Origin of the sequence: Marinobacter sp. AL4B, from assembly GCF_019916045.1 — a bacterium.
In the GTDB taxonomy this organism is placed as follows: domain Bacteria; phylum Pseudomonadota; class Gammaproteobacteria; order Pseudomonadales; family Oleiphilaceae; genus Marinobacter.
The window spans coordinates 730,287-743,541 of sequence record NZ_JAILWZ010000013.1; the positions used below are offsets into that span (position 1 = coordinate 730,287).

General features: G+C 54.0%; 12 protein-coding genes and 1 pseudogene. 11 read left to right on the top strand and 2 right to left on the bottom strand.

Annotated elements, in window-relative coordinates:
- Nucleotides 1-39: 39 nt before the first annotated feature.
- From K5L82_RS13685 to K5L82_RS13700, 4 genes are all read left to right on the top strand, one after another.
- On the top strand, nt 40-531 hold the full coding sequence (locus K5L82_RS13685) for a Fur family transcriptional regulator (protein ID WP_223134521.1): 492 nt from the start codon (nt 40-42) through the stop codon (nt 529-531).
- The gene (gene znuC, locus K5L82_RS13690; RefSeq protein ID WP_223134522.1) at nt 524-1,297 is read left to right on the top strand and encodes a zinc ABC transporter ATP-binding protein ZnuC; all 774 of its coding nucleotides are present in this window, start codon (nt 524-526) and stop codon (nt 1,295-1,297) included. The genes K5L82_RS13685 and znuC overlap by 8 nt, the downstream gene beginning before the upstream one ends.
- A complete protein-coding gene (gene znuB / locus K5L82_RS13695) occupies nt 1,284-2,096 on the top strand; it encodes a zinc ABC transporter permease subunit ZnuB (protein WP_133007059.1) in 813 nt (270 codons plus the stop codon). Before znuC ends, znuB begins: the two co-directional genes overlap by 14 nt.
- An 81-nt stretch (nt 2,097-2,177) precedes the next feature.
- On the top strand, nt 2,178-3,182 hold the full coding sequence (locus tag K5L82_RS13700) for a PAS domain-containing protein (protein WP_223134523.1): 1,005 nt from the start codon (nt 2,178-2,180) through the stop codon (nt 3,180-3,182).
- A gap of 4 nt (nt 3,183-3,186) precedes the next feature.
- On the opposite strand, the gene K5L82_RS13705 is transcribed toward K5L82_RS13700, so the two are convergent.
- Complete coding sequence (locus K5L82_RS13705; RefSeq protein ID WP_223134524.1) at nt 3,187-4,269, bottom strand: patatin-like phospholipase family protein; 1,083 nt, start codon at nt 4,267-4,269, stop codon at nt 3,187-3,189.
- Between the two features lie 213 nt (nt 4,270-4,482).
- Here K5L82_RS13705 and K5L82_RS13710 point away from each other — a divergent pair, with 213 nt between their 5' ends.
- The gene (locus tag K5L82_RS13710) at nt 4,483-5,568 is read left to right on the top strand and encodes a diguanylate cyclase (RefSeq protein WP_316933400.1); all 1,086 of its coding nucleotides are present in this window, start codon (nt 4,483-4,485) and stop codon (nt 5,566-5,568) included.
- Here the strand turns inward: K5L82_RS13710 and K5L82_RS13715 are convergent.
- A complete protein-coding gene (locus K5L82_RS13715; RefSeq protein WP_223134525.1) occupies nt 5,565-6,470 on the bottom strand; it encodes an alpha/beta fold hydrolase in 906 nt (301 codons plus the stop codon). The genes K5L82_RS13710 and K5L82_RS13715 overlap by 4 nt on opposite strands.
- A gap of 200 nt (nt 6,471-6,670) precedes the next feature.
- Here K5L82_RS13715 and folE point away from each other — a divergent pair, with 200 nt between their 5' ends.
- The 6 genes and pseudogenes from folE (at nt 6,671) to K5L82_RS13745 (ending at nt 13,204) form a co-directional block, all read left to right on the top strand.
- Complete coding sequence (folE, locus tag K5L82_RS13720) at nt 6,671-7,243, top strand: GTP cyclohydrolase I FolE (protein ID WP_114335236.1); 573 nt, start codon at nt 6,671-6,673, stop codon at nt 7,241-7,243.
- A gap of 174 nt (nt 7,244-7,417) precedes the next feature.
- A pseudogene (locus tag K5L82_RS13725) lies at nt 7,418-8,236 on the top strand (SDR family oxidoreductase); the annotation flags it as partial.
- 142 nt (nt 8,237-8,378) lie between these two features.
- Nucleotides 8,379-9,095: an enoyl-CoA hydratase/isomerase family protein gene (locus K5L82_RS13730; protein WP_223134527.1), complete on the top strand. Its 717-nt coding sequence runs from the start codon at nt 8,379-8,381 to the stop codon at nt 9,093-9,095.
- A 31-nt stretch (nt 9,096-9,126) separates the two neighbouring features.
- Nucleotides 9,127-9,549: a CoA-binding protein gene (locus K5L82_RS13735; RefSeq protein ID WP_223134528.1), complete on the top strand. Its 423-nt coding sequence runs from the start codon at nt 9,127-9,129 to the stop codon at nt 9,547-9,549.
- An 81-nt stretch (nt 9,550-9,630) separates the two neighbouring features.
- The gene (locus K5L82_RS13740) at nt 9,631-10,869 is read left to right on the top strand and encodes an HD-GYP domain-containing protein (protein ID WP_316933401.1); all 1,239 of its coding nucleotides are present in this window, start codon (nt 9,631-9,633) and stop codon (nt 10,867-10,869) included.
- Between the two features lie 88 nt (nt 10,870-10,957).
- Nucleotides 10,958-13,204: an EAL domain-containing protein gene (locus K5L82_RS13745; RefSeq protein ID WP_223134938.1), complete on the top strand. Its 2,247-nt coding sequence runs from the start codon at nt 10,958-10,960 to the stop codon at nt 13,202-13,204.
- Nucleotides 13,205-13,255: the final 51 nt, after the last annotated feature.

Sequence of the window (13,255 nt, forward strand, 5' to 3'; positions counted from 1 at the left end):
CAAATGTTATAATGTTGCAAATTTTGCAGGAGCCACCCCATGCCAGAGCGCGCGCTTCCGTACCGCCCGCACAATCATCAAACTTGCGTCAGCCAAGCTCTGACTGACGCACAAGAGATTTGCCGTCAGCAGAATGCCCGTCTGACCCCCATTCGGGAACGGGTTCTCGAGCTGATCTGGCAATCCCACAAACCATTGGGCGCTTACGACATTCTGGCTCAGCTCGGAGCCGAAGGTCACAAGGCCGCGCCCCCCACCGTATACCGGGCATTGGACTTCCTATTGCAACACGGCCTGGTGCATCGCATTTCGTCTTTGAATGCCTTTATCGGATGCACCCATGCCGGCGAGCATCATCGCAGCACCTTTCTGATCTGCCGTGAGTGCGGCATTGTGCTGGAGCTCGCCATAGACACCGTAACCGAAGCGATTGAGTCTGCCGCCAAAGCCGAAGCTTTCCAGGTTGAAGACATCACACTGGAAATTTCCGGGTTGTGCCCAAGCTGCCAGGGAAACGCCGGCCATGCCTGAACACTTGGTACAGCTTAATCAGCTTACGGTGCGCTTTGATGAACGGATCGTAGTCGATCACGTCAATCTTGCGGTTGGCCGTGGCGATATCATTACCATCATCGGCCCCAACGGAGCGGGAAAAACCACTCTGATCAAAACCATTCTGGGTATTCAGAAAGCCACCAGTGGTCAGGTATCTTTAGCACCGGATCTGGTCATCGGGTACGTGCCTCAGCACCTCTCTCTAGAGGCAACTCTGCCTTTAAGTGTTAAGCGCTTCATGCTGCTGAGTGGCCGCCCACTAGCCGCCTGTGAAACAGCCTTACAGCGCACCGGCGTAGGGCATCTTCTCAATGCCTCGGTACACCATCTTTCGGGGGGAGAAAAACAGCGTTTGCTGCTGGCACGCGCGCTTGCTCGACAGCCCGATTTATTGGTGCTCGATGAACCGGCCCAAGGGGTTGATATCAACGGCCAGGCCGCTTTGTACGAACTGATCAGAGAACTGAGGGACGAACTGCACTGCGGCGTGATCATGATCTCTCATGATCTTCATCTGGTTATGGCCGCCACGGATCAGGTTATCTGTCTGAACCAGCATATCTGCTGCAGCGGGCATCCTGCAGACATTTCCCACGATCCGGCTTTCATCGAAACCTTTGGTCATCAGGTTGCTGAATCACTGGCGGTGTATCACCACCAGCACAACCACAGTCATGACCTGCACGGCGATGTCGTCACGGGAACCGAACCACACGGAGCCTGCAACCATGAACATCATTGATCTGATTCTGGGTGATTTTTTCTGGCGGGCGTTACTTGGGGGGCTGGGGGTCGCTCTGGTCGCCGGCCCTCTCGGCTGCTTTGTGGTCTGGCGCCGTTTGGCCTACTTCGGGGATACTTTAGCCCACTCGGCCCTACTGGGCATCGCGCTGAGTTTTCTGATCAGCATCCCCCTCAATCTCGGCGTGATCATCACCTGCTTGCTCATTGCATTGGCCTTGGTGCTGTTATCCCGAACCCGTGCTCTGGCCACCGATACTTTGCTGGGCATCCTGGCTCACAGCGCGCTGGCTATCGGCCTGGTAACACTCAGCTTTATGCCAGATATCCGGGTTGACCTCACCGGGTTGCTGTTCGGGGATTTACTGGCAATGAGCCGTCAGGACCTGCTCTGGATTTACGGCGGGGCCGCCGTGGTGCTGACCCTGTTGGCATTGCTGTGGCGTCAGTTATTGATGAGTACCATCCACGAGGAACTCGCGCGCGTGGAAGGCGTGCCGGTAGAACGGTTGCGCCTGGCGCTCATGCTGATGTTCGCCTTGGTCATTGCCGTGGCGATGAAGATCGTTGGCGTGCTGCTGATTACCGCGTTGTTGATCATCCCCGCTGCCACCGCCCGACGCTTGGCAAAAACACCGGAACATATGCTGGGCTTGGCGATTGTCTTTGGGGTTATCGCCGTTTCAGGTGGCCTGACCCTGTCTTGGCACTTAGACACCCCGGCGGGGCCGTCGGTTGTCGTCACTGCCTTTTTGACGTTTTTGCTGGTCTACGGCGGCGCGCGCAACACCCGTTATTAAATTCCTCAGGCTTTCCGGATGGGGCAGACTGGTCTATTGTGGATTGGCTGACCAACGGAAAGCCTGAGGGAGGGTCCTGGCATGGGCAGCAGCCCGGACAGCACGACACTAGGTTGCAAAATCCGCAGGGCTTTTTGGCCGGGCTTATGGGTGCCTGTAGTTATCCTGCTAGCTGGAAGTGCGCTCAGTGTATCCGTCGCCAAACGAGTTGCCTTCCAAGCCGAAACCCTCGCTCACCAAAATTATCAACAGCAGCACCGAACGCTGGTTCTTATGGTGCTCGACCAGTTATACCAACACGGCAACGACGTTTCCCTGTTGAAGGTGCCATTGGCCAAAGCCATGCCTCAACATCTACACCTTCGCATTGATACCTTGGACCGGCACACCAAAAGGCCGTTACTGGAACTTGGCTCGATTCCTACACCGATGAAACGCCACGCCCTGCGCAGTGAACTGAACATCGATGGTCATCGCTCGATGATCACCACACTGCCGGATGCCCGATTGCTCACTGCACCTGCTCAACACTCACGCTGGCTGATTCTTGTCAGTGGTGTGGCTCTTTCTTTGTTAGCGTTTCTTCTGTCGCTCTACTTGTGCTGGCGCAATCAGCAGCAGCGCAAGCTAACCAATCAGCAACAAAAAGACCTGAAAACCCAAAACCAGAAAATCGCCAACCTGAACGTTGAAAAACTCGTTCTAAGGCAAGCACTCAACGACAGCGAGAGCCGGTCACGGGATTTGATCAACCTGTCGGGCAACCTGATTGCCGAATTGGACGATCAGGGGAGAATCGCCTACATCTCGGCCTTGGCGGCCGATATTTTCAAGCAAGCACCGTCCGATTTGGACCAAATACCCTTTCAGCAACTGGTCGCGCAGGCCGACCAGCAGCGTTTTTCGGAATGCCTTGAAGCCGCCCGCGCTGACCACGACATGACCCAGGCCGATCTCGCCTTGGTGGGCGAGCATGCTGAGCAAAACATGCCAGTTACCCTACGATTGAAAGCTTTAACCGACCCGGTAAGAGGTATTGCAGGGTTTCGGCTCAGCGCACAGCTAAAATCCCCTGAGGTGGATTAAGGCTTCACAATGGCTGCACCCGCTCCAGTAGCCGCCCAGTTGCGAGCAGTTCCAAAAACTCGTCCCCGAGCCGGTCACTCTCGGCAATCGCCCGTTGCCAGGACCTCTCCCGCCCGGCATCGTCGCCCAGGTAGGTCTCGAAATCCTTTCGGTCCGGCAGTTTTCGGTCAGGCAAAGCTTCCAAATAATCTCGGGACGGTGACAGCAGCAGAACATCTTGCAGACGAGCGGCATCGCCTTTGCGCCAAGGCAATGTCTTATCAAACCACCCAGGGACCACTCGATCGGTAAAGTGAGGGTAAAGCACAATGCCAGGCTGCTCATACGGTAGATCAAGGTGATAATCCAGCAACCCCCCGTCCCGATAGACCCCGGCCGGTGCTCCCGGAATATCGTGCACCGCCGACATCACCATCGGGATGGATGCTGAAGCCAGCAAAGCAGACAGCAAGTTGTCAGAGCTCAAAGTCACTTCATGACGCGGGAACTCGGCGTGGGTGGATATTGGCGTTTTCTGCCGAACATCGTGCACAAAGCCTCGCTCCATAAAGCGGCTGAGGTGGCGGCGGCTGAGCATATTGGCACCGATAGCGCTCATCAGCCCCATACCCAAGCGGCCTTTCGAATCATGCTGCAGCAACCCAAGGCTCCGCACCACCACGACACTCAGCCGGTACACCGGATGGGCCAGCAGGTAATCTTCCCGACCGCCAAGCAGCTCCTGCAAAAACGCGACACTTTTGCGACTGACTTCCTCTGCACTGACGCCTTTGCTGAAACGTTGTTGAGTGTAAAGCTCCGCCAACTTGCTCAATTGCGCGCGAGGGTTATCCGAGGAAGCCACCGCGGCAAAGCGCCAACTTCCGATCGATGAGCCAATCAGCGCAATTTCCTGTTCGGCATCGGCCAACCACTCGCCGAATATGGCTTTGTCCAGCCCACTGATGCCCAGAGCTTTCGGGCCGCCGGCAGCGCCAGGAACCACATGCACATCTGACACTTCCAATGGTTTCTGCCGCAGCCGCTCCAAAGCGCGGCGGCCGGCTCGAATCGTGAGTGCCGGGGCACGAGTATGAACTGCAGTCATTCGATATCCTCTCGTTAGCTGGCAGGAGTGTAACCAAGGCTTATGGGGCCGGCCAACTGAACAAAATTCATGACGCCCATTGGTATTGTGCATAAACCGTCAACATTGACGATAAAACAAACAAATTTCGACTTTTCCGAGAAAACTGCCATGCTAGACTCTAATCAATAATGGCACAGGAAACGTGCCGTAGATTATCAGCCGGAGCTGAGCGTGAACCTTCTGACCTCACCAGACACCATGCAGTCTAACCCCAACCTCGCGGTGCTCGGATTCCGGCGTCAATTGGTTTACCACTTACACTTCTGGTCTTTTATCGCCGTCGTCCCGCTGATTCTGATTCAGTGGCAGCACGGCAACCACTTACTCGCCGCTTTTTTAGCTCTGTTCTGTGCCAATGCCGTGCTCGTTATTGGTTGCTTGCGGCTGACCGGCCGTTACTTTCTAAAAGGCTGGCTATTCCCCATTCTGGCGGTGGTTTCCGCCGCCTATTCTACAGCCATCAATGGGCATGCAGGCCTATACTGGGCCTATCCAGCCGCCATCGCTTTGTTCTTCCTGCTCCCTCTGAAAGAAGCTGGAGTTTGCAATATCCTGTTTGTCACAGTCATGTCGGTGACCTCGTTCCTGAAGTTTTCAGAAGCCGATTTCTGGCGCATCACCTTCTCGCTTGGTTTGAGCTGCGTGTTTGCCATGGTATTTGCCTGGCTGGTCGGACGCATGCAACAAGAACTGACAAAGCTGGCTACGACCGACCCTCTGACGGGCTGCCTGAACCGCTCCCAACTCGCAGACATTCTGAATAGTCAGATCCAGATGCGCGAACGCTACGAACGAGTTTCAAGTCTGGTAATATTGGACTTGGACTATTTCAAGCTTATCAACGATCAATGGGGCCATCTGGCAGGTGACAAGGTGCTGAAAGAGCTGGCACTGCGCATTCGTAAACGCCTGCGAGAGAACGATCAACTGTTCCGTATCGGCGGTGAAGAATTCATGATTGTGCTGCCAGAAACCCGCCAAAAAGACGCCGATACTCTGGCCCACCAATTATTGAGTAGCGTCAGCGCCACACCTTTTCTGGAAGACATCCGGGTAACCGCCAGCGCCGGCGTAGCCGAAGTTATTCAGGGTGAAACCTGGTCGACCTGGCTCAACCGGGCCGATCAGGCCCTGTATACCGCCAAACATCAAGGCCGGAACCAGATTGTAAACGCTCCTAAACCCAACACGGCGATATCAGCAATGATCGAAGAAGAATCATTGCCTCCGATCAACAAAGGTGGCGAGCTGGCTTAATACTCACTCCCATTCGTCGTCAGCTGCCGTTGGAAATCACGGTAGGCTGAAAACACCTCCCAAGGCTTCTCGAAGTGCGGGTAGTGCCCCGCCCGCCTGAGACTGACCACATCAGCTGACGGCACCAGCTCGCGGTAACGTCTAACCATTGCAGCACCCGATACCGGATCTGCCATGCCTGAAATAAGTCGCATCGGTTGGTCCGCATGCTGCAACGCACCCACCCACCGATTACGATGGCATCGGCGCTCCTCCATAAACTGGATGAGCTCATGCAGAATGCCACGGCCGTTGTTGTAATTCAGCAGATGCCAAAAATCCATGAGATCATCACTGCCCGGCTGATTGTCTGCGCCAAACAGTCGCCTAAAGCTTCTCTCAAAAGAGGCCTTGCTAAGGCCTCGGCTGATCAACCCGCCTAATGAGCTCTTCAGCACTTTCTGGATAAATAAAGGGGAGTGCACTTCGGGAAAGAGGCCACCATTCAACAAACATACGCTGCTGATCCGAAATCCCAAGATGCCTTCCTGATCTCTGGCCAGCAGCTCCTGCACCACAGAGGTACCATAGTCATGAGCCATCAGGTGGACTGCCGGCAACCCGAGCCCTTCCAACCAGCCCTGAACCAAATCCGCTTGGTCCTCAATGCTGTACCGATAGGATTGCGGCTTATCGGAAAATCCGAAACCCAGCATATCCAACGCTAATACCTGATAGTGCCGGATCAGCATCGGCCAAAGCCGACTCCAATCCCAACTGGCCGACGGGAAACCATGTAACAACACCAATGGTTCGCCTTTGCCTGCCATACGGCTAAAAACGGCATGGCCACCATAGCTGAACCACTTTCCCGCTTGCTGCCAAGCCTCTAAGGTGGCAGCCATCTCGCTTGTTTCTGCCATTGATCTCGACATAAACCGACCCATGATTTGCCCCGACACCCCCTGTGACCAAACAACTTTAGTGCAAAGCACCATCACTGGCCACCTTCACTCCCGTCACTTTGCTTTCCTTAAAGACCACCGAGCGGCCTAAATCGTGGAGGTGAAGCGCGATTTGCCTTAAGCTTCACACTTTGACAGGCACACTATCGGGAACCACTATGTCTCTACCTCTTGATGATCTCACCGGCCATTACCACGCGATTCTGGAAGGCTTGGGGGAAAACCCCAGTCGCGAAGGCCTGATGGACACCCCAGCCCGCGCTGCAAAAGCCATGCAGTTTTTAACCCGGGGCTATCAACAGGATCTGCAGAGCCTGGTGAATAATGCGGTGTTCGAGTCGGCCATGGATGAAATGGTGGTGGTCCAGGACATCGAGCTCTACAGCATGTGCGAACACCACATGCTTCCGTTCATCGGAAAATGCCACATCGCTTACTTGCCCCAAGGCAAGGTTCTGGGGCTCTCCAAGTTTGCGCGCATCGTAGACATGTACGCCCGTCGCTTGCAGATTCAGGAAAACCTGACACGGCAGATTGCCGAAGCCGTTGAAAGCGTAACCGGCGCGAAGGGTGTGGGTGTCGTGATCGAAGCGCAACACATGTGCATGATGATGCGCGGTGTTGAAAAGCAAAACAGCCGCATGAAAACCTCGATGATGCTGGGCCAATTCCGCAAATCACAAGCAACCCGCAGTGAGTTCCTTACCCTGATTTCGAGCAACCGCGGGTAAATTTGGCACATTACCCTACTCAGATTGGCGTTTTTGGCTGCTGAAAAACCATCATGGTTGCGACAGGATACACCGGTACCGGCTAACAGCAGCCTCCGATCATTGCTCACGCACCCCGCAGCCTGATCGGATGAACGCTGCTCCGGCGTTAGCCTTCACTGTTCAGGAGCTGCCATGAGTTCGCTAAAAAATAAGACCCTCATCATCACGGGTGCCAGCCGAGGGATAGGCCGAGATATCGCGCTCGCTTGCGCTGCCGAGGGTGCCAACATTGTTATCGCGGCCAAGTCTGATCAGCCCCACCCGACACTGGACGGCACCATTCATTCTGTTGCCAAAGAAGTCGAAGAAGCAGGCGGCAAAGGCCTGGCCATCAAAGTGGATGTCCGAATCGAAGAAGACATAGACAACCTGATCGCCAAAACGGTTGAAACCTTCGGCAGCATTGATGGCATCATCAACAACGCGGGCGCCATCGCCTTATCCGGCGTTGAATCCACGCCGCTGAAAAAGCTCGACCTGATGATGCAGATAAACTTTCGCGCGGTGTTTTTGCTGAGCCAAAAAGCACTGCCGTATCTGAAGAAGTCTGAAAACGGGCACATTCTAAGCCTTTCCCCACCCTTGGACCTCGACCGCAGCTGGATCCGCAACCACGCACCCTACACCTTGACCAAGTACGGCATGTCGATGTTGACCTTAGGCATGTCTGATGAATTCAAGCGCTACGGCATTGCCGTCAACGCCCTGTGGCCTCGCACCGTTATCCGTACCGACGCCATTGCGTTCGCCGGTAAGGAAACATTGGAGCGTGCCCGTACACCAAAAATCATGGCAGATGCTGCCCTCGCCGTGTTGAAAACACAGAATCGCCAGGTTACCGGTCAGCTGCTCATCGACGAAGATTTCCTGCGCACCCAAGGAGTCGAAGATTTCGAACATTACCGGGCCAACCCGGAATACAACAAAAAGGACTTGATGCAAGATCTCTTTGTGCAAGCACCAGATGCTTATGTGAAAGGCTCGGTGCCACCCCTTGCAGGCTGGCCTGCTGACGAGTGAACTAACCAACCGCGTCGCCACGAACACGACACAGCTGTGACGATGCGGTTAAACCCACTTGAGACGATTCTACATGCCCCCACTCAGTCTTCGCCGTGAAGATCGCGTCGCGATCCTTTCCATGGACAATGGAAGCAACACCAACAACTTGGTCTTTGCCCAGCAGCTTTTGGCTTTGTTAGAGCAAGTCGTTGATGACAAAACCTACAAAGCGCTGATACTGACCTCAAGCGACGAGAAAAACTGGAGTCAGGGCATTGATGTTGGCTGGTTGCTGGACAGCATTCAGAACGGCAACAGAGACGATGTAAAAACCTTCTTATCCACCATGGATGAGATTTACCGCGTTATGCTGCAATACCCCATGCCCATTATTGCCGCCATCAATGGCCACACCTTTGGCAACGGGATTGTGATTGCCGCCGCCTGCGACTTCCGGTTTATGCGCAGTGACCGGGGCTACGCGTGCTTCCCAGAGGTAGACATGAACATTCCGTTTCTGCCCGCCCTGATCGACGTAATTCTTAAAGCCCTGCCACAGCACACCTTTAACCATATGGTTTTGACTGGGCGGCGCGTTACCGCAGAGGAACTCGCCGATGCCCATTTCGTAGACCATACCTTCGATTCAGTTGATGCCTTGAATGATGGCGCGTTAGAGTTTGCAAGAACCTTCAAAAAAGGCCGCGCCATTTTTGCCGAGCACAAAAAACGCTTGCACAAGCCCGTGCTCGACGCACTAGCTGAGAAAAACCCGCCGGTCATTGAAGCGTTGGACATTCTTTTGTAATCACGCCATCGCCATTTCAAGGAGAACACTTGTGCCGATTGAAAACGATCAAGGCCTTCGAGACATTCTAACCAGCGTTCGTACCATCGCCTTGGTAGGCGCCAGTGAAAAAACCAGCCGGCCATCTCACGAAGTGATGGAATATCTGCAACGCCAGGGGTACCGGATCATTCCAGTGAATCCACGGCTTGCGGGCAAACAGGTTCTTGGCGAAACCGTTTACGCAGACCTTGCCTCCATTCCGGAATCTGTTGATATGGCGGAACTGTTCCTGGCCCCCGAGCGCACCGATGCGCTAATCGATCAAGCCATAGCCGTAAACATTCCGGTACTATGGCTGCAAATCGGTGTCATCAACGAAGCCGGCGCGGAAAGGGCCGAGAAAGCCGGTTTAAAAGTAGTCATGGACCGCTGCCCCAAAAGGGAAATTCCCCGGCTCAACATTGCCAGCTAAACCGAGCTGATCTATTCTGAAAAGAACTCAGGATATGTGAGCGGGTCTATGTCGTTCAAAGATCACCCAAGGAGTGGACAGGTGCCCCCAATTGCGCCCGGGCGCTCAGGCGCCCGCACAGAGACGCTCTTGCACAGGGCCCGCATTCCTGTCGATTTGCTACAGCTCGGCATGCGTGTTGTGCAGCTGGATCGCCCTTGGAACGATGTACCGGTGTTGTTTCAAGGCTTTACCTTATCCACGCCCGATGAAGCCAAGGTTTTACGCCAGTATTGCTCGTGGGTTGTTGTGGAAGATGAGGAAACCAAACTGGCCCCGGTGCTCAACAAGATCCCCCAGCTGCGGCAAAAAACCACCGAACCTATGCCGGAAACCCGCACTCTGGAACAAGAGTTCCCGCGTGCGAAAGAAACCTGGCGTCGTACTCAGGCCTTTGTTGATAAAATTACCGTTGGCATCATCCAGAATGACACCCTGGAGCTTGGCGATGCACGCATCATGATTCGCTCGTGCGTTGAAAGCGTCAAAGCGAACGCCAGCGCCATGCTGTGGATGGGGCGAATCAAAAACAGAGATGCGTACACCGCCGAACACTGTCTAAGGGTAGCCGTTTACGCCATCGCGTTCGCGCGTTTCCTGGGCATGCCGGATGAAGATATCGAAACGGCCGGCATGTGCGGCCTGCTACATGACCTGGGCAAGCTTAAAGTGCCCAGCGCCATCCTCAACAAACCTGGCCCGCTGACGCCTGATGAATACGTCATCATGCAGTCACACACCACACACGGCTTCAATCTGCTCAAGCAAGATGAGAGTCTAGAGCCCATCATTCGTGATGTGACACTGCACCATCACGAACGAGTGGATGGCAACGGCTACCCGACACACCTGCCAGAATCCCAGATCAGCCGTTTTGCCCGGTTGATATCCATCGTGGACACCTACGACGCGATTACCAGTGACCGCTGCTACCGGGACGGACGATCTCCTGCCGAAGCCCTCAAAATCCTCTACCAAAACCGCGGCCAACAATTTGATGCTGATTTAGTAGAAACCTTCATTCGAATGATCGGCATTTACCCACCGGGAACCCTTGTGGAGCTGAACACCGAAGAAGTCGCCTGGGTTGTGAGTACACACCCCGGGCGTAAACTTAAGCCCAAGGTTGAAATTGTATTGGATAGAAACAAGCACAGAATGACACCATATATTCTTGACCTGAGCCTGCAGACAGCCGAAGATGGAAAAGTTCGTGAAATTCGTACACCACTGCCCGACGGTGCCTACGGAATAACTATAAATGAGCGAATTCACAACTAGCGACTCACGATAGAAAGGACTCTGCCGTTACCCCTAGGAATACGCCCAGGTAAACTCGGAGCAGAGCGTGACCCCACCACAGTGCAGCATGCCGTTTGTAACGCGTGTCCTTAAGAGCCCCTTTTTCGCGGCTGTTGTTTTTTTGGCTTTTTTCGCCTTAGCGTGGGCGCTTCGAGCAGGCCTGGTTCAAAAAGATACCGATCAAATTCAAGCCAATCTGGCTAACGAAGCCCAAGCTCTGACTAACAATCTGGAGCGAGAGTTTTCGGTACAGGCAGGTGCCTTGGGCCGTATGGCTCAGCGCATGAAAAACAACGCTTACCCATCAAAATCCGTTTGGCAAGCCGACGCCCACACCTACCTCAACGACTTTGGCATTTATCAAGCCATCGAGTGGATTGATAAAGATTTCATTATTCGGTGGCTGGAACCTTTCGACGAAAATCCGTCGGTCATCGGTTACAACGTAGCCTTTAACGAGCAGCGACGCCGAGCACTGGAGCGCTCAGCTGAGACCGGTCAGCCGGACATCTCGGGTATTATCGACCTCCGCCAAGGCCCTAAAGGTATTGTGACCTACCACCCCGTCGGTGAAGGCTCGGGGAATAACGGCTTTATAGCTGGTGTATTCAAAATGCAGGTGTTGGCCAAACAACTGTTAACGACACGCATAATCGATCAGTTTCAAGTCGAAATACTGCAACGTGGTGAACCCAGTTACGTCCTGAACAAATCGAATGATATCAGCGCCGTATTTCGCGAATCCGTGCCCGTCAACCTCCCCTCGCTCGATTGGTATCTTGCGCTTAGCCCCACCAAGGACTGGGTCGAGAATCAACGCAGCCAATGGCCAAGTATCACCTTTGTTAGCGTCATCCTAATGGGGGCGCTGGCCAGTCTGACCACCCTGTTGGGACAGATGATCTTCAAACGTACGCATTCACTGCTCAGAACGCGGCTGGAATTGGAGCGTCAAGTCGATAAACGCGTCGCGATCCAGGTCGATCTAGAGCGTTTGGAATCGACGGACACTTTAACCGGCCTGGCCAACCGTCGCTTCTTCATGCAAGACCTGTCACACACTCTGAATATTGCTGATCGTCAATTACGCCAGGTTGCTTTGGTGATGATCGACCTAGACCGCTTTCAAGTTCTCAACGACACCCTGGGTCACCAATTTGGTGACGAGCTGTTGATCAAGGTTTCGGAACGGCTGAATTGTCTCAGCAACGAAACCATTCTTGTGGCCTACTCGGGGGGTGACGAGTTTATGATCTGCCAACAACAGATGGACGACATTGACGATGTCATCCATCTGCTTGGCGAGATCAAACAGTGCTTTGCCGAACCTTTCGAAGCCATGGAGCAAGTTCACCAGATCACCGCCACCATGGGCGTTGCCGTATACCCCCAAAGCGGTCACGACGCCGACACTCTGATTCGCAACGCGGATATTGCTCTTTACCGGGCCAAAGATCAGGGCCGCAATACCTATCAGTTCTATACCGAAGGTATGCAAGAGAAAGAGATGATGCGACTGGAGCTCGATAAGGATCTCAGCGAGGCCTTGGCGAATGATGAATTTGTTCTGTATTACCAACCTCAGTTGAATCTCGACACGGGTGAGATCAATAACGTGGAGGCCCTCATTCGTTGGCAGCACCCGACTCGAGGCCTGCTGTCGCCGGTCGAGTTTATTCCGTTGGCGGAAGAGAGTGGCCGCATTACCGAGATTGGCCGATGGGTGGTGTTGGCTGCGTGCCGTCAATTGGCTCGTTGGAAAGGAACTCCCTTTGAACACTTGCGCATTGCCGTGAATTTATCCGGTCGAGAACTGGAAGATGCCACTTTGGTTGACCATGTGCGAGATGCTCTGGCGGCGGAGAATATTGCCCCGCACATGCTTGAACTTGAATTGACTGAAGAGATTTTCATTCAGAACATTGCTCAAAATCGTAGTCAGTTATCGCAACTGCATCAATTGGGAACGCGTCTGGCGATTGATGACTTCGGTGTGGGTTATTCGTCATTGGGCTATCTGCGGGATTTCCCGGTGGATTTGCTGAAAATAGACCGCTCGTTCATTACCAATGTGACGGAGCGCCATGACGATGCGGTGATTACCCGAGCGGTGATCAATCTGGCCCACAACCTGGGTATTCAGGTGGTGGCAGAAGGAGTGGAAACAAAGGAACAGCTGCATTTTCTCCAGGCCCATCGATGCAACTTGGTGCAGGGTTATCTAATCAGCCGTCCAGTTCCTGGTGCTGAGCTTGAGAAGGCGATCCGGGAAGACTCCTTGTTTACCGGTCAGCCGGCCACTTCCGAATTGTAATTAGAGCACCGGCACTGCAAACTTTGTGGTCTGTCTTTCTTGAGTGTGATG

What these genes read in the sequence shown, in the direction of transcription:
- K5L82_RS13685 (WP_223134521.1), top strand. Translation starts at nt 40, where the DNA reads ATGCCAGAGCGCGCGCTTCCGTACCGCCCGCACAATCATCAAACTTGC.
- znuC (WP_223134522.1), top strand. Translation starts at nt 524, where the DNA reads ATGCCTGAACACTTGGTACAGCTTAATCAGCTTACGGTGCGCTTTGAT.
- znuB (WP_133007059.1), top strand. Translation starts at nt 1,284, where the DNA reads ATGAACATCATTGATCTGATTCTGGGTGATTTTTTCTGGCGGGCGTTA.
- K5L82_RS13700 (WP_223134523.1), top strand. Translation starts at nt 2,178, where the DNA reads ATGGGCAGCAGCCCGGACAGCACGACACTAGGTTGCAAAATCCGCAGG.
- K5L82_RS13705 (WP_223134524.1), bottom strand. Translation starts at nt 4,269, where the DNA reads ATGACTGCAGTTCATACTCGTGCCCCGGCACTCACGATTCGAGCCGGC.
- K5L82_RS13715 (WP_223134525.1), bottom strand. Translation starts at nt 6,470, where the DNA reads ATGGCAGAAACAAGCGAGATGGCTGCCACCTTAGAGGCTTGGCAGCAA.
- folE (WP_114335236.1), top strand. Translation starts at nt 6,671, where the DNA reads ATGTCTCTACCTCTTGATGATCTCACCGGCCATTACCACGCGATTCTG.
- K5L82_RS13730 (WP_223134527.1), top strand. Translation starts at nt 8,379, where the DNA reads ATGCCCCCACTCAGTCTTCGCCGTGAAGATCGCGTCGCGATCCTTTCC.
- K5L82_RS13745 (WP_223134938.1), top strand. Translation starts at nt 10,958, where the DNA reads ATGCCGTTTGTAACGCGTGTCCTTAAGAGCCCCTTTTTCGCGGCTGTT.